Genomic DNA, 20,526 nt, shown 5'->3' with positions numbered 1-20,526 from the left:
TCTATTCTAAGAATTGGAACAACATAACATGCCGCCTCTGAAACGGATTTCCTTCGCCAGTCTGGCCCTCGGCCTGCTGGCTGATCCCGCCTACGCCGAAGAAATCCAACCACTGGAACTGGATGCCATCAGCGTCACCTCCGAGTACGAATCACCCACCGGCCCCGTGACGGGCTATCGCGCCACCCGCTCTGCCAGCGCCACCAAAACCGACACGGCCCTGCGCGACATCCCGCAATCGATCAGCGTGATTCCCGCCAGCGTCCTCAAGGACCTGGGCAGCACCAACGTCGAACGGGCGCTGGAATACGCCGGTGGGGTATCGAAACAAAACAACTTCGGCGGCCTGACACTCTATGAATACAGCGTGCGCGGCTTCACGACTTCGGAGTTCTACAAGGACGGTTTCAGTGCCAACCGGGGCTATCCGAGCACGCCGGACGCGGCCAACATCGAACGCATTGAAGTGTTGAAGGGCCCGGCCGCCAGCCTGTATGGACGCGGCGATCCGGGCGGCACGGTGAACATCGTCACCAAGAAACCCCAACCCGAAGCCTTCACCACCTTGCAAACCAGCGCCGGCAGTTGGGATCGCTACCGCACCGCGCTGGACGTCAACACACCGCTGGACGCCGAAGGCAATCTGCTGTCGCGGGTCAATCTGGCGGTCGAGGACAATCACAGCTTTCGCGATCACGTCGAAAGCAAGCGCGTCTTCGTCGCGCCGTCCATCAGTTGGCAACTGAGCCCCGACACGCGCCTGCTGGTGGAAAGCGAAATCGTGCGCCACAGCTCGACCTTCGACCGCGGCATCGTCGCACCGAACAACCGCTGGAGCGGCGTTTCCCGCTCGACCTTTTTGGGCGAACCCAACGACGGCGACATCGACAACCACAACAACATGCTCCAGGCGGCCCTCGAACATCAACTCAACGACGCCTGGCAACTGCGCCTGGCCAGCCATTACAAGCAGGGCGAACTCTGGGGCTTCGCTTCCGAAGCTCGGCCATTGAACGCCGACGGCCGTACGGTGAACCGCCGCTACCGCGAGCGCGACAACAATTGGCACGACAGCATCACCCAACTGGAATTGCGTGGGCTGTTCGACCTCGGCCCCTGGCAGCATGAATTGTTGATCGGCACTGAATACGAGGATTACCGCAAGAACGAGCGCGTGACCAACATCGCCGGCGCTTATCCCATCGATATCTATCAGCCGGTCTACGGCCAGCCAAAACCCACCGGCACGCCTTCCGGCACAGACTTCTTCGAGCGTGTGCAAAGCCGGGCCCTGAACCTCCAGGACCAGATCGTCTTCACCGAAAAACTGCGGGGGATGATCGGCGTGCGTTATGAGCATTTCGAGCAGAGCATCGACGATCACACCACACAGCTCACCAGCCGCCAACGTCATGACGCCTTCACCCAACGGGCCGGCCTGCTGTACCAACTGACACCCGAGGTCGGACTGTTCGCCAACGCCTCCACCTCGTTCAAGCCCAACAACGGTTTGGCTGCCGGCGGCGCCACCTTCGATCCGGAGGAAGGTGTCGGCTATGAAGTGGGGATCAAGAGCGAACTGCTCGACGATCGCTTGAGTACCACCCTGGCAGCGTTTCATATCGAGAAGGAAAACGTCCTGGCGCTGGACCCGGCCACCAATACCAACCGCGCCATGGGCAAGGCCCGCAGCCAGGGTTTCGATTTGCAAGTGACCGGGCAACTGACCGACGCCATTCGGGTGATCGGTGCCTTCGCCTACATCGACGCAGAAGTGACCGAGGGTGACGAAACCATTCCCACCGGCAGCCGGATCCTCGGTGTCGCCAAGCGCAGTGGCAGCCTGCTCGGCGTCTACGAATTCCAGGACGGACATCTGCGTGGCTCGGATGTCGGCGCGGCGTTCACTTATGTCGGGGATCGCTCGGGCGAAGCCGGCAAGGATTTCGAACTGCCGGCCTACCACACCGTGGATCTACTGGCCCATTACAAGGCCAGCGACGACGTCACCGTCGGCCTGAACCTGAACAACGTCTTCGACGAAAAATACTACGAGCGCTCCTACAGCAACTACTGGGTCACCCCCGGCGAGCCGCGCAACTTTACCGTCAGCCTCACCCTCGATCTGTAAAGGAAGTCAGCATGAAATACCCCAAGACCTTCGCCCTGCTCGGCCTGCTCCTGGCCACACACGTATCGGCCCACGGCCTGTGGACCGAACAACGGCGCGGGAATATCGAAGTGATCTACGGCCACGGCGCCGAAGACAACGCGTTCAAGGCACAGAAAATCAGCGGGGCCTGGGCCTATGACCTGGGCGGCAACATGATCCCGGTGACCGTGGAGCGCCTGCCAGACCACGCTCGCCTGCAACCCCTCAAGCCGCCGGCTGTCATGGCGGTAGCGCTGGACAACGGCATGTGGTCGCAGACCGCCGACAAGAAGTGGATCAACGAAGGTCGCAGCAAGGTACCCGGCGCGATTGAATCAACCCACACCTTCAAGTACAGCCTGGCGATCTACGAGCCTGGGGCGAAGCTGCCCAAGCTCGATCAGGTCAAGTTTCTGATCCTGCCGGAAGTCGACCCACTGACCGTAGGCCCGGGCCAGTCATTGCCCGTCCGGGTACTGCTCGACGGTAAACCGGCGGCTGGGGTGAAGTTGGTGGGCGATTACCGCAGCGCGCCGAACACCGTGTCGACTGAAACCGATGCCGAAGGACGGGCCAAGGTGCTGGTGCGCAATGAAGGGTTGAATGTGATTGCCGCGCAGATGGAAATGGCGCTCAAGGACAACAAGGACGTGGCGACGCGGGGGGTGTTTACTTCGCTGACATTCCTCGGTGAAGAGCATCACGAGTAACCCACACTGATAGGCACATTAATCAGTGGGAAAGATTGACCTGTGGGAGCAAGGCTTGCCCGCGATAGCGCAGTGTCAGTCAACTTAAATGCTGACTGAACCACCACCATCGCCGACAAGCCTTACTCCCACAGGGATTTTCACAGGGCTTTTAGAGTTCACCCAGGGCTTCGATCAGCGCCTGGTTCTGCTCCGGCGTGCCAATGCTGATTCGCAGGAACTGGGCGATCCGCTCCTGTTTGAAGTGCCGCACGATCACCCCTTGCTCGCGCACTTTCGCCGCCAATCCTGCCGCATCGTGGCGGGGGTGACGGGCGAAGATGAAGTTGGCGGCCGAGGGCAGCACTTCAAAGCCCTTGGCCTGCAATTGCGCCACGACCCATTCCCGGTGCTCGATGACCAACCGGCAGGTCTGGTCGAAGTGCTCGCGGTCGTCGAACGCGGCGGCACCGCCGACATTCGCCAGGCGATCCAGCGGGTAGGAGTTGAAGCTGTTCTTGATCCGCTCCAGCGCTTCGATCAGGTCCGGATGCCCCACCGCCAGGCCCACCCGCAGCCCCGCCAATGAGCGGGACTTGGACAACGTCTGGGTCACCAGCAGGTTCGGGTAACGGTCCACCAGGCTGATGGCCGTCTCGCCGCCGAAGTCGATATAGGCTTCATCGACCACCACCACCGAGTTCGGACTGGCCTTGAGGATCTGCTCGACCGCCTCCAGCGCCAGCAGACAGCCGGTCGGGGCGTTCGGGTTGGGGAAGATGATCCCGCCGTTCGGCTTGGCGTAGTCCGCCGGGTCGATCTGGAACTGCGCATCCAGCGGTACCGCATCGAACTTGATCCCGTACAACCCGCAGTACACCGGATAAAAGCTGTAGCTGATGTCCGGGAACAGCAACGGCTGGTCGTGTTGCAACAGGCCGTGAAAAATGTGCGCCAATACTTCATCCGAACCGTTGCCGAGGAACACCTGGTTGCTCTGCACGCCGTAATAGCGGGCCACGGCGTTTTTCAGCAGATCGCTGTTGGGGTCCGGGTACAGGCGCAGGTTGTCGTTCAGCTCGGCCTGCATCGCCGCGAGCGCCTTGGGCGATGGCCCGTAGGGGTTCTCGTTGGTGTTGAGCTTGACCAGGCGGGTCAGCTTCGGCTGTTCGCCCGGCACGTAGGGCACCAGATTCTTGACGAACGGGCTCCAGAATTTACTCATTTCAGTTTCCCCTGCTCTTCAATGGAGCGTTCATCGAGAATGCGGTATTCGGCGCTGCGGGCGTGGGCACTCAGCGATTCGCCACGGGCCAGCACCGAAGCGGTCTTGCCCAGTTCGGACGCGCCCTGCTCGGAGCAGAAAATGATCGACGAACGTTTCTGGAAGTCATACACCCCCAGCGGCGACGAGAAGCGCGCGGTGCCGGACGTCGGCAACACGTGGTTGGGACCTGCGCAGTAGTCACCCAGGGCTTCGCTGGTGTGGCGGCCCATGAAGATCGCACCGGCATGGCGGATCTGCGGCAGCCAGGCCTGTGGGTCGGCGACCGACAGTTCCAAGTGTTCCGGCGCGATGCGATTGGCGACCTCGATCGCCTGTTCCATGTTCTCGACCTTGATCAACGCGCCACGGCCGTTGATCGAGGTGTTGATGATCTCGGCGCGATCCATGGTCGGCAGCAGCTTATCGATGCTGGCGGCCACCTTGTCGAGGAACTCGGCGTCCGGGCTGACCAGGATCGCCTGGGCGTCTTCGTCGTGCTCGGCCTGGGAAAACAGGTCCATGGCGATCCAGTCCGGATCGGTCTGGCCGTCGCACACCACGAGAATTTCCGAAGGGCCGGCAATCATGTCGATGCCGACCTGGCCGAACACGTGGCGCTTGGCAGTGGCGACATAGATGTTGCCCGGCCCGACCACTTTGTCGACCCGTGGCACGCTTTCAGTGCCATAGGCCAGCGCGGCAACGGCCTGGGCGCCGCCGATGGTGAACACCCGGTCCACGCCAGCGATGCAGGCGGCGGCCAGCACCAGTTCGTTGATTTCACCGCGCGGGGTCGGGACCACCATGACCACCTCGGTCACGCCGGCGACCTTGGCCGGGATCGCGTTCATCAGCACCGAGGACGGATAGGAGGCCTTGCCACCCGGCACGTACAGGCCGGCGCGGTCCAGCGGCGTGACCTTCTGGCCCAGCACCGTGCCGTCGGCTTCGGTGTAGCTCCAGGACTCCTGTTTCTGCCTTTCGTGGTAGTCGCGCACCCGCGATGCGGCTTTTTCCAGGGCTTCGCGCTGGGGCACGGTGATGCGGGTCAGGGCCAGCTCCAGACGCTCGCGCGGCAGGATCAGGTCGGCCATGGACGCCACTTGCAGGCCGTCGAATTTCTGGGTGAATTCCACCAATGCCGCATCGCCACGCTCGCGCACGGCCTTGATGATGTCCAGCACCCGCTGATTGACCGAGTCGTCAGACACACTTTCCCAGCTCAGCAGATGATCCAGATGATGTGCGAAATCCGGGTCGGCAGCGTTGAGTCGGCGAATCGAAGTGGGAGCGGTCATAGCGAGGGCCTCATTAATGGCAAATGCTCAGGCGCCCTAAGCTACCAGTCCATTCGCGTGGGCACCTGAGAAAATTGGCTATGACACGGATAGACGGGCGCGACTCAAGGTCGCGCAGGTGAATCAGCCGCGGTGTCGCGATTCCACTGCCTTGCGCAGGGTATCGATCAAAGCCTGGATACGGGCGTGCTGCATTTTCATCGATGCCTTGTTGACGATCAGCCGGGAGCTGATGTCAGCGATGAAATCCTGGGGCTCCAAGCCATTGGCCCGCAGGGTATTGCCGGTGTCGACCACGTCGATGATCTTGTCCGCCAGGCCGATCAGCGGCGCCAGCTCCATCGAACCGTACAACTTGATGATATCGACCTGACGGCCTTGCTCGGCGTAGTAACGCTTGGCAACGTTGACGAATTTGGTCGCCACCCGCAGGCGCCCCTTGGGCTCTGGCGCACCGACTTTACCGGCGGTCATCAGTTTGCAGCGGGCAATTTGCAGGTCCAGGGGCTCGTACAAGCCCTGGCCGCCGTATTCCATCAGCACGTCTTTACCGGCAACGCCCAGGTCGGCGGCGCCATGTTCCACGTAAGTCGGCACATCGGTGGCACGCACGATCAACAAGCGCACATCGGCCTGGGTCGTGGGGATGATCAGCTTGCGGCTCTTGTCCGGATTCTCGGTCGGCACGATGCCCGCTTCAGCCAGAAGCGGCAGGGTGTCGTCAAGGATGCGGCCCTTGGACAGTGCGATGGTCAACATGGGAAACGTCAGTCCTTATCAAGGTACTCATGCCCGGTCGCAAACGGCGCCGGACACACATCGAGGGTGTAGACACCCCCGACCTGAAACGAAATCAACGGACGCGTCCCTGCGCCCCTGCAACCACAACTAGCCCGGTACGCGACGGATCTTGGCGCCGAGCATCTGCAGTTTCTCTTCGATGCACTCGTAGCCACGGTCAATGTGGTAGATGCGATCGATGAGGGTATCGCCTTCGGCAACCAGGGCCGAGATCACCAGGCTGGCCGAAGCCCGCAGGTCGGTGGCCATCACTGGCGCGCCCTTGAGCTTCTCGGTACCGGTGACGATGGCCGTGTTGCCTTCGACCTGGATCTTGGCGCCCATGCGGTGCAGTTCGTACACGTGCATGAAGCGGTTTTCGAAGATCGTCTCGATCACCGCACCGGTGCCTTCGGCAATGGCGTTGAGGGAGATGAACTGGGCCTGCATGTCAGTCGGGAACGCCGGGTACGGAGCGGTCCGCACGTTGACGGCCTTTGGCCGCTTGCCGTGCATGTTCACTTCGATCCAGTCTTCGCCGCAGGTGACTTCAGCACCGGCTTCCTTGAGTTTTTCCAGGACGGCTTCGAGGATGGTCGGATCGGTGTCCTTGACCTTGACGCGGCCACCGGTGACGGCAGCAGCCACCAGGTAGGTGCCGGTTTCAATCCGGTCCGGCATCACTTTGTAAGTGGCCGAATGCAGACGCTCGACGCCGTCGATGGTGATGGTGTCGGTGCCAGCACCGCTGATCTTGGCGCCCATGGCGATCAGGAAGTTCGCCAGGTCGACCACTTCAGGCTCGCGCGCGGCGTTTTGCAACACGCTGCGACCCTTGGCCAGTGCCGCCGCCATCATGATGTTCTCGGTACCGGTCACGCTGACGGTATCGAAGAAGAAGTTCGCGCCACGCAAGCCGCCCTCAGGCGCCTTGGCCTTGATGTAGCCGCCTTCGACGTCGATTACCGCACCCATGGCCTCCAGGCCGCGAATGTGCAGGTCCACCGGACGCGAACCGATGGCGCAACCGCCAGGCAGTGCAACTTCAGCCTCACCGAAGCGAGCGACCATCGGACCCAGTACCAGGATCGACGCACGCATGGTTTTCACCAGCTCGTACGGGGCGATCAGGGTCTTGATGGTGCGCGGGTCGATCTCGACGCTGAGCTTCTCGTCGATCACCGGCTCGATACCCATGCGACCGAACAGCTCGATCATCGTGGTGATGTCGTGCAGGTGCGGCAGGTTGGCCACAGTCACCGGACCATCGCACAGCAAGGTTGCGGCCAGGATCGGCAGGGCGGAGTTCTTTGCCCCGGAGATGCGGATTTCGCCATCAAGACGAACGCCGCCGGTAATAATCAGTTTATCCATAAGAATCTCGACGCCCTTGGGCTCAGGTGCGCTCGGCCCAGGCCGCGCTGCTGAAAAATTTCATAGTGACCGCATGGATGCTGCCATCGGCGATCCACGGGTTCAAATGGGCATAGATGCTCTGCTGACGCTTGACTGGGCTTAATGCCGCCAGTTCATCGCTAATCACGTTCAGCTGAAAGTTGCAGCCTTCGCCCTCAACTTCAATGACAGTTCCGGGCAGCTTTCCTTCAAGGAAGCTCTTCACTTCTACGGCCTGCATGCTCAACCTCTATCGGCGCCCTGTGCGCACGGGTCGCACATCATACAAAAAAGCCCCGCACCTGCGAACCCCGCGAAGCAGGACTCTGACGAGTAACGCTGCCCACTTGGGCTTGCTCGCATCTTCGTGGCGAGGGGACTCGCCCCAATGGGAGTAAGCTCCCTCGCCACAGGCGTTCACAGGTTGGGGTCAGGGGTGCACAAGCAGCTCGGTCAGTTCACTGACCTGGGCAATCTCGCGCATGTCTTCGGGCATCCCTCGGATGCTCCACGTTTTACCGGCAGCCTTGGCGTCACGCATGAAGCACAGCAGCAGCGACAAGCCGACACTGCTGGACTTCTCGACGCCTGAGCAATCAATGACCAGCTCGGTGTTCTTGGCGGACTTGATCAGCGCCTGGCCCTGCTTGCGCAAGGCCGGGCCGGTGCGGTAGTCCAGCACGCCGCTGAGCATCAGCTCGCCGGCAGCACCCAGACGAACGGCCGACTCACTCACCGACTCGATCATTGTTCCTGCTTCTCTTTGGCTTCTTCGGTCACTTCCTTGGCCTTGGCGACTTCACCGGCCCAACCATCGATGGTCTTGTTCAGGTCGTTGCCATTGCGCTGCATCGCGTCGGCGAACTGATCGCGGAACAGCTTGCCGATGTTGATGCCATTGATGATCACGTTGCGCACTTTCCACTCGTCGTTGATTTTCTCGAGTGTGTAGGACACAGGGTAGACCGCGCCGTTGCTGCCCTTGACCTGCATGTCGACGCTGGTACGGTTGCCGTTTTCGTCCTTGGCCGGCGAAACGGTGATGCCCTGGTTGTTGTATTCGAGCAAGGCGTTGCCGTAGAACTGCATAAGGCTGCGCTTGAAGTTCTCCTGGAAGCGAGTCATCTGCTCAGGGCTCGCCTTGCGCGAGTACTTGACGGTCATGATGCTCTTGGAGATGCCGTCGGCGTCCACCACCGGGCCGACGATACCGTTCAACGCGTTATAGAACGCGCTCGGATCCTGCTTGTACTTCTCTTTGTTGGCGGCAAGATCGGCCAGCAACCGGGTCGTGGTGTCCTGGATGATTTCGTGGGCCGAAGGCGCAGCCATGGCATTACCCATCAGCGGCAGCGCTGCGAGCAACACCAACAGGCCACGTCGCAAGATAGAGATCATTCAAAAGCTCCTCATTTGGCGTCTTTGCTAACGGTATTGAGCAGGAATTTACCGATCAGGTCCTCGAGCACCAGCGACGACTGCGTATCGTGGATGGTCCCGCCATCCTTGAGCAGGTTGTCTTCCCCGCCCACGCTGATCCCGATGTATTTCTCGCCCAGCAACCCAGCCGTGAGGATAGATGCAGTGGAGTCAGTCGGCAGGTTATCCACGCGCTTTTCCAGCTGCAGCGTCACCCGGCCAGTGAAACTGTCACGATCCAGATCGATTGCCGTGACCTTGCCGATGGTTACACCGGCCATGGTCACCTTGGCTCTGACCGTCAAACCGGCGATATTGTCAAAATAAGCATAAAGTTTATAAGTATCGGTGCTTGCCGTCGGCGCCAGGCCACTGACTCGCAGGGCCAGGAGCAGCAAAGCCAGGATGCCAGCCAGCAAGAAAAGGCCGACACCGATTTCCAGGGTGCGGTTTTGCATCAGAAATCTCCAAACATCAAGGCGGTCAGAATAAAGTCAAGGCCCAGGACCGCCAGCGAGGCGTACACCACGGTCTTGGTTGTGGCACGGCTGATCCCCTCTGACGTGGGCTCACAGTCATAGCCTTGAAACACGGCGATCCAGGTCACCACGAAAGCGAATACGGCACTTTTGATTACGCCGTTGAGCACATCGTCGAGAAAGTCGACGCTGTTCTGCATGTTGGACCAGTAGGAACCTTCATAGACCCCCAGCCAGTCGACGGCTACCCATGAGCCACCCCAGATTCCCACGACGCTGAAAATGATCGCCAGCACCGGCAGGGATATGAAGCCGGCCCACAGGCGCGGGGCAATGATGTACTTGAGTGGGTCGACACCGATCATTTCCAGGCTGGACAACTGCTCGGTGGACTTCATGTTACCGATTTCGGCCGTCAGCGCCGAACCGGCACGCCCGGCGAACAGCAGCGCGGTTACCACGGGCCCGAGTTCGCGCAGCAAAGTCAGCGCAACCATCTGCCCGACCGCCTGCTCCGAACCGTAGCTGGACAAGATACTGAAGCCCTGCAGCGCCAGCACCATGCCGATGAAGATCCCCGAGACCACAATGATCACCAGGGACATCACACCCACCGAGTGCAACTGCTTGACCAGCAGGCCGAAACCGCCACCCGTCGAGTTGCGCCCCAGCAAGGCGTGCATCAAAAACAGCGAGGAACGCCCCAGCACCGCCACCACGTCGATGCCGGAACGGCCGAACAGGCGAATTCTTTCTAACAATGACTTCTTGCGCATCAGCGCTTCCCCAGCAGATCGGTACGGTAATCCGTGGCCGGAAAATGGAACGCCACCGGGCCGTCCGGATCACCTTTCATGAATTGGCGAATGCGCGGGTTGTCCGAGTCCTTCAACTCCTGGGGCGTGCCCTGCCCCAGCACCTGGCCATCACCGACTACATAGATGTAGTCCGCGATACTCGAGGTTTCAGCCAGGTCGTGGGACACCACGATGCTGGTGATGCCCAGCGCATCGTTGAGCAGGCGGATCAGGCGCACAAGCACGCCCATGGCGATCGGGTCCTGCCCGACGAAGGGTTCGTCGTACATGAGGATTTTCGGATCGAGGGCAATCGCCCGCGCCAGCGCGACCCGGCGCTTCATGCCGCCGGACAGCTCGTCCGGCATCAAATCGAGGGCGCCACGCAGCCCGACCGCCTGCAATTTGAGCAGGACGATGTCGCGGATCATCTCTTGCGGCAGGTCGGTATGGACCCGCAGCGGGAACGCCACGTTCTCGAACACGTCGAGATCGGTAAACAGCGCGCCGCTCTGGAACAGCACACCCATGTGCTTGCGCGCATCGAACAGGTCGCTGCGCGACAATTCGGGAAGATTCTGGCCATTGACCCAGACTTCGCCGGCACTGGGACGCAGCTGTGCGCCCATCAGACGCAACAGCGTGGTCTTGCCACACCCGGAAGGCCCCATGATGCCGGTCACCTTGCCGCGCGGAATGCGAATATCGATGTCATTGAAAATGCTGCGCGTCCCTCGCTTGAAGGACAGTCCCTTCAGCTCGACCGCGTAGGCGTTGTCGGCACTCATCTAAACTCCTTGCGATGCAGCCTCACATTCGAATGCCCTGGCCAGCCGACAAACGCCGGGACCGCCGGGCATGCGAACCGGCGGCGAACTATATCACTGCAACAGCGAAGCGCCCAAGGCCCAAGCCCCGCCCGTTAAGCCTGGATTAAGCTAAAAGGTCACATGCTGAGTCGAACCTTGAGCACCGTTCGAACAAAGCATGACGAACTAACGTGAGGGAATTGTTCATTACCGCTATAATCGCCGCCTTTTCATCGGGCTATACGATTTCTGACATGAGCCAATCCAGCGACCTGATTCAATCGGCACAACGTACCATCCGCCTCGAGCTCGAAGCCGTACAAGGCTTGCTGCCCCATATTGACGCTGATTTCGTACGCGCCTGCGAGATGATTCTGGCCAGCAAGGGCCGCGTGGTCGTGGTCGGCATGGGCAAGTCCGGGCACATCGGCAACAAGATCGCCGCCACCCTGGCCAGCACCGGCACCACGGCATTTTTCGTCCATCCGGCCGAAGCCAGCCACGGCGACATGGGCATGATCACCCGGGATGACGTCATCCTGGCCCTGTCCAACTCCGGCTCCACCAACGAGATCATCACCTTGTTGCCCCTGATCAAACGCCTGGGCATCCAGTTGATCAGTGTTACCGGCAACCCGGATTCGCCGCTGGCCAAGGCCGCTGAAGTAAACCTCAACGTCCATGTCGAGCACGAAGCCTGCCCGTTGAACCTGGCGCCAACCTCCTCCACTACCGCAGCCCTGGTCATGGGCGATGCCCTGGCCGTCGCCCTGCTGGAAGCCCGGGGGTTCACCGCTGAGGACTTTGCCTTCTCCCATCCCGGTGGAGCCCTGGGCCGCCGCCTGCTGCTGAAAGTCGAAAACGTGATGCACTCAGGCCAGGAGTTGCCGCAGGTACTGCGTGGCACGCTGCTCAAGGACGCACTCCTAGAGATGACCCGCAAGGGACTGGGCATGACGGTAGTACTCGAAGCCGACGGCACGCTTGCCGGGATCTTTACCGACGGCGACCTGCGTCGCACCCTGGACCGCACCATCGACATCCATAGCGCGACCATCGAGCAAGTCATGACGGCCCACGGCAAGACAGCCCGTGCCGAGATGCTCGCCGCCGAGGCCTTGAAAATCATGGAAGACCACAAGATCAGCGCCCTGGTGGTGGTCGACGATGAAGACCGCCCGGTGGGCGCCCTGAATATGCACGACTTGCTGCGTGCGGGAGTCATGTAAATGAACACAGACCTGTTGCAACGGGGCAAAGCCATCAAGCTGGCGGTGTTCGATGTGGACGGCGTTCTGACCGACGGTCGCCTGTACTTCCTCGAAGACGGCAGCGAGTTCAAGACCTTCAATACCCTCGACGGCCAGGGCATCAAGATGCTGATGGCCGCCGGCGTACAGACCGCTATCATCAGCGGCCGCAAGACCCCGGTGGTCGAGCGGCGCGCGAAGAACCTCGGTATTCCACACCTTTATCAGGGTCGCGAAGACAAACTGGTGGTACTGGACGAACTTTTGGGCCAACTCAACCTAAGCTATGAACAGGTCGCCTACCTCGGTGACGACTTGCCAGACCTGCCAGTGATTCGCCGGGTAGGCCTGGGCATGGCGGTCGCCAACGCCGCGGCTTTCGTACGCGAGCACGCCCACGGCATTACCACGGCACGCGGCGGCGAAGGCGCGGCCCGTGAATTCTGCGAACTGATCCTGCGCGCCCAGGGCCACCTTGAAGCGGCCAACGCCGCGTACCTGTGAGCCATTTATGCTGAGCAAAAAGATTCGCACCATCGTGGTGTTCGCCAGCATCGCGGCGATTTTCGCGGCGGTGGGTTACTGGAACATCAGCCCGGAACGCTTTCTCGACCAACCGGCGGCCACGGTTGAAGAGAATATCGACTGGTACGCAACCAACACGCATACCCTGCAATACCTGCCCGATGGCAAAGTGCAGTATGAGATGACGTCCGACAAGGTCGACCACGTAAAGGCCACCGATATTACGCTGGTGACCAAACCGGACCTGAACATGTTCCGCGGCACCGAGTTTCCGTGGCATGTGCAGAGCCTGCGCGCCGAAGTCAACTCCGGGGGCACCGAAGTGGAGCTGATCGACTCGGTACGCGTAGCCCGAACCGATGAAAAAAATCGTACGACCATCATTACCAGCAGTCGTATGACCGTGTTCCCACAGCAAGAATATGCGCAGACCGAGCAACCCGTTAGAATCGACGGCGCCGGGGGTGTATCGACCGGCACGGGAATGAAAGCGTATTTGAAGGAAAGCAGGATACACCTGCTATCGAACGTAAGAGGACAGTATGAAGCTCGCTAAAACCCTCCCTATTTTGCTCAGTCTGGGCGCAGCACTGGGAAGCGCGAGCGCCTGGGCCCTTCCCAACGATCGCGATCAACCTATCCGCATCCAGGCCGACGACGCGCAACTGGACGACAAGAATGGTGTCGCCACCTATAAGGGTGACGTGATCATCACCCAGGGCTCGATGAAGGTCACTGGCAACACCGTGACCATCACCCGCACCCCGTCCGGCGATATCGACGTGGTGACCTCGGTGGGCAACCTGGCCTACTTCGAACAACTCCAGACCGCGGGCGACACCAAGCCTGTGCAAGGTTACGGGGTGACCATCCAGTATCACGCATCCCAGGACCGTGTCGTGCTGATCGACCGCGCCAAGGTCGTCGACAAGGACAACAACGTGACCCAAGGCGAGAAAATCGTCTACGACACCAACAAAAAGCTGGCCAGCGCCGGTCGTGCCACGGGCAGTAAAGTCACTGAGTCCCGCCCTCGCATCGACATGGTGATCCAGCCGAAAAAGAAAACCGACGAGCAGAAGGCCCAGTAATGGCAACTCTGAAAGCTCAGCACCTGGCCAAGAGCTACAAGAGCCGCCAAGTCGTGCGTGATGTCAGCCTGTCCATCGACAGCGGCCAGATCGTCGGCCTGCTCGGCCCTAACGGCGCGGGCAAGACCACCTGCTTCTACATGATCGTCGGCCTGGTCCAGGCCGACCAGGGCCGTGTGCTGATCGACGACCTGGACGTCAGCCACCAGCCCATGCACGGTCGGGCAAAGGCTGGCATCGGCTATCTGCCACAGGAAGCATCGATCTTCCGCAAGCTGTCGGTAGCCGACAACATCATGGCCATCCTCGAGACCCGCAAGGAACTCGACAAGGCCGGCCGTCGCCAGGAGCTGGAAAGCCTTTTACAGGAGTTCCACATCAGCCACATTCGCGACAACCTGGGCATGAGCCTGTCCGGTGGCGAACGGCGCCGCGTGGAAATCGCCCGCGCCCTGGCCACCTCGCCGAAATTCATCCTGCTCGACGAACCGTTCGCCGGCGTGGACCCGATTTCGGTGGGCGACATCAAGCAGATCATCCACCACCTCAAGGCCAAGGGGATCGGCGTGCTGATCACCGACCACAACGTGCGTGAAACGCTGGATATCTGCGAAACCGCCTACATCGTCAATGACGGCCAGTTGATCGCCGAAGGCGACTCCGCAGCCATCCTGGCCAACGACCTGGTCAAGGAAGTGTATCTGGGCCATGAGTTCCGCCTGTAAGCAAAGAGTCTGGCGAAGCGCCTGGGCGTCGTTTAATTTTATTACGGCGACGCCCTAGGCAAACACTCCAGTTTCAGGCATATAATTTGCTTAAGTTTGGCGCTTCGGCGCCCTTGTAGTGGATGGCGCATGTGCGCCGGCGAATAAGGTGTTAAGCCCCTGCCATGAAACCATCGCTAGTCTTGAGAATGGGCCAGCAGCTGACGATGACACCGCAGCTGCAACAGGCCATCCGCCTGCTCCAATTGTCGACCCTGGACCTGCAACAGGAAATCCAGGAGGCCTTGGAGTCCAATCCGATGCTCGAGCGCCAGGAAGAAGGCGACGACTTCGATAACGCCGACCCGCTGGCCGACAACGCCGAACAGAAAACCAACACCGAAATCCCGGAACCGTCCTACCAGGAAGCCGCCCCGACGGTGGATAACCTCGAGGATGGCGAATGGAACGAACGCATCCCCAACGACCTGCCCGTGGACACAGCCTGGGAAGACGTCTACCAGACCAGCGCCAGCAACCTGCCAAGCAGTGACGACGACGAGTGGGACTTCACCACCCGTACCTCTGCCGGCGAGAGCCTGCAAAGCCACCTGCTGTGGCAGCTGAACCTTGCGCCGATGTCCGACACCGATCGCCTGATCGCCGTGACCCTGATCGACTGCATCAACAACCAGGGCTACCTGGACGAGACCCTCGAAGAAATCCTCGAAGCCTTCGACCCCGAACTGGATATCGAGCTGGACGAAATCGAAGCCGTCCTGCACCGCATCCAGCAATTCGAACCGGCCGGTATCGGTGCCCGCAACCTGGGTGAATGCCTGCTGCTGCAGCTGCGCCAACTGCCCGCCAAGACGCCTTGGCTGACCGAAGCCAAGCGACTGGTCACCGACTACATCGACCTGTTGGGCGGTCGCGACTACAGCCAGCTGATGCGCCGCATGAAGCTCAAGGAAGATGAACTGCGCCAGGTCATCGAACTGGTCCAGAGCCTCAACCCGCGCCCGGGCTCGCAAATTGAGTCCACCGAACCCGAATACGTAGTCCCGGACGTGATCGTGCGCAAGCACAACGATCGCTGGCTGGTGGAGCTCAACCAGGAATCGGTGCCCAAGCTGCGGGTCAATGCCCAATACGCCGGCTTCGTCAGGCGCGCCGACACCAGCGCCGACAACACCTTCATGCGCAACCAGTTGCAGGAAGCGCGCTGGTTCATCAAGAGCCTGCAAAGCCGCAACGAAACCCTGATGAAAGTCGCCACCCAGATCGTCGAGCACCAGCGCGGCTTCCTGGAGTACGGCGACGAAGCGATGAAGCCGTTGGTCCTGCATGACATCGCCGAGGCGGTAGGCATGCACGAGTCGACGATTTCCCGGGTAACCACCCAGAAATTCATGCATACCCCCCGGGGTATCTATGAATTGAAATATTTTTTCTCCAGCCACGTCAGCACCTCCGAAGGCGGCGAATGCTCATCCACGGCCATCCGCGCGATCATCAAAAAACTGGTGGCTGCGGAAAATCAGAAAAAGCCGTTGAGTGACAGCAAGATCGCTGGTTTACTGGAGGCACAAGGCATTCAGGTGGCCCGCCGTACCGTCGCCAAATACCGCGAATCCCTCGGGATCGCACCTTCGAGCGAACGCAAGCGGTTGATGTAAAGGGCCACGCCACAGCGTTCCAGTGGCAGGCATTTCTGCCTGCCGCTTTATGCACTGGCAACGAAGGAGAAGCTGTATGCAAGTCAACATCAGTGGACACCAACTGGAAGTGACCGAACCTCTGCGCACCTACATCGGCGAAAAACTCGAACGATTGGAGAGGCATTTCGACAAGATCACCAACGTGCAAGTGACGATGAACGTCGAAAAGCTGCTGCAGAAAATCGAAGCCACGCTGCATATCCCCGGCGGAGAAGTGGTTGCCAACGCGGAGCATTCAGACATGTATGCCGCAATTGACCTGCTGACCGACAAGCTGGATCGCCAACTTAAAAAGCATAAGGAAAAGACCCAGAGCCTCCTCCAGGGCGCAACCGGTCGTTAACCCCCCCAATCCATGATCCGACTAGAATCCATCCTGACCCCCGGCCGTTCCTTGGTGAACGCGCCGGGTGGCAGTAAAAAGAAAGCCCTCGAACAAATCGCCAACCTGATCCACCGCGAAGTGCCGGATCTGGAAATGCAGGACGTCTTCGAGGCCCTGGTTGCCCGTGAAAAACTCGGTTCTACCGGTTTTGGCAACGGCATCGCCATTCCCCACTGCCGCCTCAAGGGTTGTAGTGCGCCCATCAGCGCCCTGTTGCACCTTGAAGCCCCCATAGATTTCGACGCCATCGACGGCGCCCCGGTCGACCTGCTGTTTGTACTGCTGGTCCCGGAAGCGGCGACCGATGCGCATCTTGAGCTGCTGCGCCAGATCGCCAGCATGCTGGACCGCAAGGAAGTTCGCGAAAAACTGCGCAGCGCACCGAGCAACGAAGCCTTGTATCAGGTTGTCCTGGACGAGCAGAACGGTCATTAAACATGCGCATGATCATCGTCAGTGGCCGCTCCGGCTCCGGTAAAAGCACGGCGCTCAATGTCCTTGAGGACAGCGGCTACTATTGCATCGACAACCTGCCGGCCGGCCTGCTGCCAGAGCTGGCCGAGCGTGCATTGATCCACACCGAACTGGCGCAGCCACTGGTGGCGGTGTCCATTGATGCACGCAACCTGCCGAGCCATCTGTCGCGCTTTCCTGAACTGCTCGAGGAAGTGCGCAGCCGGCATATCCAGTGCGATGTGCTGTACCTGGATGCCGATGAAGAGACGTTGCTCAAGCGTTTTTCCGAGACCCGCCGACGCCACCCGCTGAGCAACGCCAGCCGTTCCCTGGCCGAAGCCATCCAAGACGAAAGCCAACTGCTGAGCCCGATCGCCGACTTGGCGGACCTGAAGGTCAACACCACGCACCTGAACCTGTATCAGCTACGCGACACCATCAAGTTGCGCCTGCTGAACCAGCCGGAGCCAGGCACGGCGTTCCTGGTGGAGTCGTTTGGCTTCAAGCGTGGCATGCCGGTAGACGCCGACCTGGTGTTCGACGTGCGCTGCCTGCCCAACCCTTACTGGAAACCGGAATTGCGTGAGCAGTCCGGGCTTGACCAGCCAGTGGTCGACTACCTGGCCGCCCAGCCGGATGTCGAGGAAATGTTCCAGGATATCTCCACCTACCTGCTCAAATGGCTGCCCCGCTTTGCCGCGAGCAACCGTGCCTACGTCACGATCGCCATCGGCTGCACCGGTGGCCATCACCGCTCTGTCTACCTGACCGAACGCCTGGGTCAGCTCCTGCAACAGTCCCTGAAGAACGTCCAGGTTCGCCACCGCGACCTCAGCTAAAGGATTCACATCGCGATGCCTGCTCTGGAAATCGAAATCATCAACAAGCTGGGATTGCATGCCCGCGCGTCGGCCAAGTTCGTTGGGATTGCCGGCCAATTCAAGGACACCACCATCCGGGTCGGGCGCACGCCTGAGTCCACGATCGACGGTAAAAGTATCATGGCGATGATGATGCTCGCCGCCGGCAAGGGCACCAGGATCCACCTGGAAACTGAAGGGGAACAGGCGCAAGAGGCATTGGATGCGTTGGTGGCGCTGATCAACAACTATTTCGACGAAGGCGAGTAACTGGCCCAGGCTCAAGGCGGACTCATTGTGGCGAGGTTTTTTGTGGGAGCAAAGCTTGCTCGCGATGAACGATAACTCGGCCAACCTGCACAATCGCAGCGCCTGCATCGCGGGCAAGCCTTGCTTCCACAGATCCCCTCTCCACAGATAAATCACATCACCACAGGCGGCTGTGTTCGCGCCCCGTCATTTGTCACGCCAACGCCGTATCCATCACCATCATCAAGCAAAACCCCACCAGCAACCCCAAACTCGCCAGCTTGTCATGACCATTGCGACGCGATTCGGGAATGACCTCGTGAGTCACCACCAACAGCATCGCCCCGGCCGCCAGCGCCAGGCCCAGGGGCAACAGCATCTCGGCCAGGCTGACCAGCCAGGCGCACAACAGCGCGAACAGCGGCTCGACCAACCCGGACGCGGCGCCAATCATAAAGGCCTTGATCCGCGACATCCCCGCTGCGGCCAGTACCAGTGCGATCACCAGTCCCTCAGGCACATCCTGCAAAGCGATGCCCATCGCCAGGCTGTCGGCATCGGGCATGCCGCCGCCCGCCGACACGCCGACGGCCATCCCTTCGGGGATGTTGTGAGCCACAATGGCAAACACAAACAACCAGATCCTCGGTGCAATGATCGGACGTCCCGGCGCCGCCACCAGCCGCTCGGGACTGGCTGACACCTTGCGATCCACCAGATATAGCCCGAATGCCCCCAGCAGGATACCGAAGCTGATCAGCCCGCTGGCAGCCCAAGGTGTAAGCCCCAGCTGTTCGGCCGCGGTAATGCCCGGCACGATCAGCGAAAATGCCGTAGCGGCCAGCATCACGCCTGCGCCGAAGCCCAGCAGCGAATCGCTCACGGCCTGGGGCATGCGCCGGATGACCAACACCGGCACGGCGCCCAACGCCGTACCCAAGGCGCAAAGGCTCCCGCCCTGCAGCGCACGCAACAGTTTCGGCTCCAGGTCCAGCCACGCCAGGCCCTGAGCCACCAACAATGTCATCCCGGCCAACAGCAACAGCGATCCCAAGGCATAGCGAAACAGCCGCCCACTTCCTATCGCCAGTGTTTCAGTATCCATAGTCAGCCTTGGATGGTTTTTATAGAGGATTCAAGGCCAGCGCAGCCTGATAGCGGCGCGCGACTTCAGGCCAGTTGATCACGTTATAGAATGCGTTGATGTATTCGGGCCGACGGTTCTGGTACAGCAGGTAATACGCGTGCTCCCACACGTCGAGGCCAAGAATCGGCGTATTGCCGTTCATCAACGGGCTGTCCTGATTACCGCTGCTCTCCACCACCAGCGTTTTTTGCGCGGTCACGCTCAACCAGGCCCAGCCACTGCCGAAACGGGTCAGTGCCGCTTTGGTGAAGGCTTCCTTGAACTGTTCCAGACCACCTAGTTGCGCCTCGATCGCCGCCGCCAGGACACCATCAGGTTGACCGCCGCCCAGGGGTGACATGACCTCCCAGAACAACGAATGGTTGGCATGCCCACCACCTTGGTTGATGACGGCGGCCCTCAGGCCTTGCGGCAATTGCTCCACGCTGGACAGCAGTTTTTCGACCGGCCATTCGGCGTATTCAGTGCCTTGTACTGCGGCGTTGAGGTTGTTGATGTAAGTCTGGTGATGCTTGGTGTAGTGGATCTCCATGGTTTGCGCATCGATGTGCGGCTCCAGGGCGTCGTAGGCGTAGGGCAATGCAGGCAAGGTGAAAGCCATTCTCAATGAACTCCATAATGAAGAGGGGCATTGCTCGGCCGCGGCGAAGCGGCGTTGCAGTGCAACAAGCGTTGGGTGCGTGGGTACTCACCGTGCTCGCTGATGAAACTCAGCAGTTCGACATAGGTCTTGTGGCTCTGGCGCATCGCCGCCGCACGCAACGCCGGCGCCTGGCGCTCGTCCTGCATCGTCTGCAGCAACCTCTGATGGATGGCACACAGATACTCGGCGCTCTCCTCCGGCTGGTTCAGCCGCAAGTGCAGATCCGCCAGGTTGTGATGAGAAACGACGCAGGCGGCCACCGCCTCATCGGCGTCTGGCCAACGCTCAAATAGCACTTGGGCCAGGGCCAGCGCTTGCAGATAACCTTCGCGAGCGTCCACCAGCTCGCCGAGCATGAAGCAGCGATTGGCCCGTTCGATCGTGCGTTTCCAATGTTCCATGGTGATTCC

25 protein-coding genes are annotated in these 20,526 nt (G+C 60.5%); 12 read left to right on the top strand and 13 right to left on the bottom strand.

Translation table 11 applies throughout. The features are described from left to right. The first annotated feature begins 28 nt into the window (after window positions 1-28). Both ACWNZ1_RS19080 and ACWNZ1_RS19075 read left to right on the top strand, forming a co-directional pair. Window positions 29-2,131 carry a TonB-dependent siderophore receptor gene (locus ACWNZ1_RS19080; protein WP_456027805.1) on the top strand — a complete coding sequence of 701 codons (2,103 nt, stop codon included), beginning with the start codon at window positions 29-31 and terminating at the stop codon, window positions 2,129-2,131. An 11-nt stretch (window positions 2,132-2,142) separates the two neighbouring features. Then, window positions 2,143-2,862, top strand: coding sequence for a DUF4198 domain-containing protein (locus ACWNZ1_RS19075; RefSeq protein WP_135843719.1), 720 nt, complete (start codon window positions 2,143-2,145; stop codon window positions 2,860-2,862). A gap of 151 nt (window positions 2,863-3,013) precedes the next feature. Here the strand turns inward: ACWNZ1_RS19075 and hisC are convergent, their stop codons facing one another. The 10 genes from hisC to ACWNZ1_RS19025 all read right to left on the bottom strand — a co-directional run bounded on the left by hisC (window position 3,014) and on the right by ACWNZ1_RS19025 (window position 11,064). Then, on the bottom strand, window positions 3,014-4,066 hold the full coding sequence (gene hisC / locus ACWNZ1_RS19070) for a histidinol-phosphate transaminase (RefSeq protein ID WP_135843718.1): 1,053 nt from the start codon (window positions 4,064-4,066) through the stop codon (window positions 3,014-3,016). Then, window positions 4,063-5,406: a histidinol dehydrogenase gene (hisD, locus tag ACWNZ1_RS19065; protein ID WP_135843717.1), complete on the bottom strand. Its 1,344-nt coding sequence runs from the start codon at window positions 5,404-5,406 to the stop codon at window positions 4,063-4,065. Before hisD ends, hisC begins: the two co-directional genes overlap by 4 nt. Window positions 5,407-5,529: 123 nt before the next feature. Continuing rightward, on the bottom strand, window positions 5,530-6,165 hold the full coding sequence (hisG, locus tag ACWNZ1_RS19060) for an ATP phosphoribosyltransferase (protein WP_135843716.1): 636 nt from the start codon (window positions 6,163-6,165) through the stop codon (window positions 5,530-5,532). Window positions 6,166-6,294: 129 nt separating this feature from the next. Further along, window positions 6,295-7,560 carry a UDP-N-acetylglucosamine 1-carboxyvinyltransferase gene (murA, locus tag ACWNZ1_RS19055; RefSeq protein WP_025211869.1) on the bottom strand — a complete coding sequence of 422 codons (1,266 nt, stop codon included), beginning with the start codon at window positions 7,558-7,560 and terminating at the stop codon, window positions 6,295-6,297. 22 nt (window positions 7,561-7,582) lie between these two features. Next, entirely contained in the window at window positions 7,583-7,822 is a 240-nt protein-coding gene (locus tag ACWNZ1_RS19050; protein WP_135843715.1) for a BolA family protein, read from the bottom strand. Between the two features lie 189 nt (window positions 7,823-8,011). Then, window positions 8,012-8,317: an STAS domain-containing protein gene (locus ACWNZ1_RS19045; protein WP_256454448.1), complete on the bottom strand. Its 306-nt coding sequence runs from the start codon at window positions 8,315-8,317 to the stop codon at window positions 8,012-8,014. 8 nt (window positions 8,318-8,325) lie between these two features. Next, window positions 8,326-8,979 carry an MlaC/ttg2D family ABC transporter substrate-binding protein gene (locus ACWNZ1_RS19040; protein WP_135843714.1) on the bottom strand — a complete coding sequence of 218 codons (654 nt, stop codon included), beginning with the start codon at window positions 8,977-8,979 and terminating at the stop codon, window positions 8,326-8,328. Window positions 8,980-8,990: 11 nt separating this feature from the next. Then, window positions 8,991-9,458, bottom strand: coding sequence for an outer membrane lipid asymmetry maintenance protein MlaD (gene mlaD, locus ACWNZ1_RS19035; RefSeq protein ID WP_135843713.1), 468 nt, complete (start codon window positions 9,456-9,458; stop codon window positions 8,991-8,993). Beyond that, a complete protein-coding gene (gene mlaE, locus ACWNZ1_RS19030) occupies window positions 9,458-10,255 on the bottom strand; it encodes a lipid asymmetry maintenance ABC transporter permease subunit MlaE (protein ID WP_135843712.1) in 798 nt (265 codons plus the stop codon). Before mlaE ends, mlaD begins: the two co-directional genes overlap by 1 nt. Next, window positions 10,255-11,064: an ATP-binding cassette domain-containing protein gene (locus tag ACWNZ1_RS19025; protein ID WP_135843711.1), complete on the bottom strand. Its 810-nt coding sequence runs from the start codon at window positions 11,062-11,064 to the stop codon at window positions 10,255-10,257. The genes mlaE and ACWNZ1_RS19025 overlap by 1 nt, the downstream gene beginning before the upstream one ends. A 275-nt stretch (window positions 11,065-11,339) precedes the next feature. Here ACWNZ1_RS19025 and ACWNZ1_RS19020 point away from each other — a divergent pair, with 275 nt between their 5' ends. From ACWNZ1_RS19020 to ACWNZ1_RS18975, 10 genes are all read left to right on the top strand, one after another. Then, the gene (locus tag ACWNZ1_RS19020; RefSeq protein WP_135843710.1) at window positions 11,340-12,314 is read left to right on the top strand and encodes a KpsF/GutQ family sugar-phosphate isomerase; all 975 of its coding nucleotides are present in this window, start codon (window positions 11,340-11,342) and stop codon (window positions 12,312-12,314) included. Further along, window positions 12,315-12,839 (top strand): KdsC family phosphatase, encoded by a 525-nt coding sequence (locus tag ACWNZ1_RS19015; RefSeq protein ID WP_135843709.1) that lies wholly within the window; start codon window positions 12,315-12,317, stop codon window positions 12,837-12,839. Window positions 12,840-12,846: 7 nt separating this feature from the next. Then, window positions 12,847-13,416 (top strand): LPS export ABC transporter periplasmic protein LptC, encoded by a 570-nt coding sequence (gene lptC, locus ACWNZ1_RS19010; RefSeq protein ID WP_456027804.1) that lies wholly within the window; start codon window positions 12,847-12,849, stop codon window positions 13,414-13,416. Next, a complete protein-coding gene (lptA, locus tag ACWNZ1_RS19005) occupies window positions 13,403-13,951 on the top strand; it encodes a lipopolysaccharide transport periplasmic protein LptA (RefSeq protein ID WP_135843707.1) in 549 nt (182 codons plus the stop codon). Before lptC ends, lptA begins: the two co-directional genes overlap by 14 nt. After that, window positions 13,951-14,676: an LPS export ABC transporter ATP-binding protein gene (gene lptB / locus ACWNZ1_RS19000; protein WP_135843706.1), complete on the top strand. Its 726-nt coding sequence runs from the start codon at window positions 13,951-13,953 to the stop codon at window positions 14,674-14,676. The genes lptA and lptB overlap by 1 nt, the downstream gene beginning before the upstream one ends. A gap of 164 nt (window positions 14,677-14,840) precedes the next feature. Beyond that, window positions 14,841-16,334 carry an RNA polymerase factor sigma-54 gene (locus ACWNZ1_RS18995; protein ID WP_135843705.1) on the top strand — a complete coding sequence of 498 codons (1,494 nt, stop codon included), beginning with the start codon at window positions 14,841-14,843 and terminating at the stop codon, window positions 16,332-16,334. 76 nt (window positions 16,335-16,410) lie between these two features. Continuing rightward, on the top strand, window positions 16,411-16,719 hold the full coding sequence (hpf, locus tag ACWNZ1_RS18990; RefSeq protein WP_135843704.1) for a ribosome hibernation-promoting factor, HPF/YfiA family: 309 nt from the start codon (window positions 16,411-16,413) through the stop codon (window positions 16,717-16,719). A gap of 12 nt (window positions 16,720-16,731) precedes the next feature. Further along, window positions 16,732-17,196, top strand: a complete 465-nt coding sequence (gene ptsN, locus ACWNZ1_RS18985; protein WP_135843703.1) for a PTS IIA-like nitrogen regulatory protein PtsN — start codon at window positions 16,732-16,734, stop codon at window positions 17,194-17,196. A gap of 2 nt (window positions 17,197-17,198) precedes the next feature. Beyond that, window positions 17,199-18,056 carry an RNase adapter RapZ gene (gene rapZ / locus ACWNZ1_RS18980; RefSeq protein ID WP_135843702.1) on the top strand — a complete coding sequence of 286 codons (858 nt, stop codon included), beginning with the start codon at window positions 17,199-17,201 and terminating at the stop codon, window positions 18,054-18,056. Between the two features lie 15 nt (window positions 18,057-18,071). Continuing rightward, window positions 18,072-18,347, top strand: coding sequence for an HPr family phosphocarrier protein (locus tag ACWNZ1_RS18975; protein WP_135843701.1), 276 nt, complete (start codon window positions 18,072-18,074; stop codon window positions 18,345-18,347). A 193-nt stretch (window positions 18,348-18,540) separates the two neighbouring features. On the opposite strand, the gene ACWNZ1_RS18970 is transcribed toward ACWNZ1_RS18975, so the two are convergent. Genes ACWNZ1_RS18970 through ACWNZ1_RS18960 form a run of 3 tightly spaced genes read right to left on the bottom strand, consistent with a single transcriptional unit; the run spans window position 18,541 to window position 20,517 of the window. Then, window positions 18,541-19,431: a ZIP family metal transporter gene (locus tag ACWNZ1_RS18970; RefSeq protein WP_135843700.1), complete on the bottom strand. Its 891-nt coding sequence runs from the start codon at window positions 19,429-19,431 to the stop codon at window positions 18,541-18,543. Window positions 19,432-19,450: 19 nt separating this feature from the next. After that, window positions 19,451-20,074, bottom strand: a complete 624-nt coding sequence (locus tag ACWNZ1_RS18965) for a superoxide dismutase (protein WP_135843699.1) — start codon at window positions 20,072-20,074, stop codon at window positions 19,451-19,453. 2 nt (window positions 20,075-20,076) lie between these two features. Then, window positions 20,077-20,517, bottom strand: a complete 441-nt coding sequence (locus tag ACWNZ1_RS18960; protein WP_135843698.1) for a hypothetical protein — start codon at window positions 20,515-20,517, stop codon at window positions 20,077-20,079. Window positions 20,518-20,526: the final 9 nt, after the last annotated feature.

The sequence above is a fragment of the Pseudomonas sp. CFBP 5748 genome, assembly GCF_053850495.1.
The sequence above is the reverse complement of the archived record's forward strand: the minus strand, read 5'-3'. Positions and strand labels throughout refer to the sequence as shown.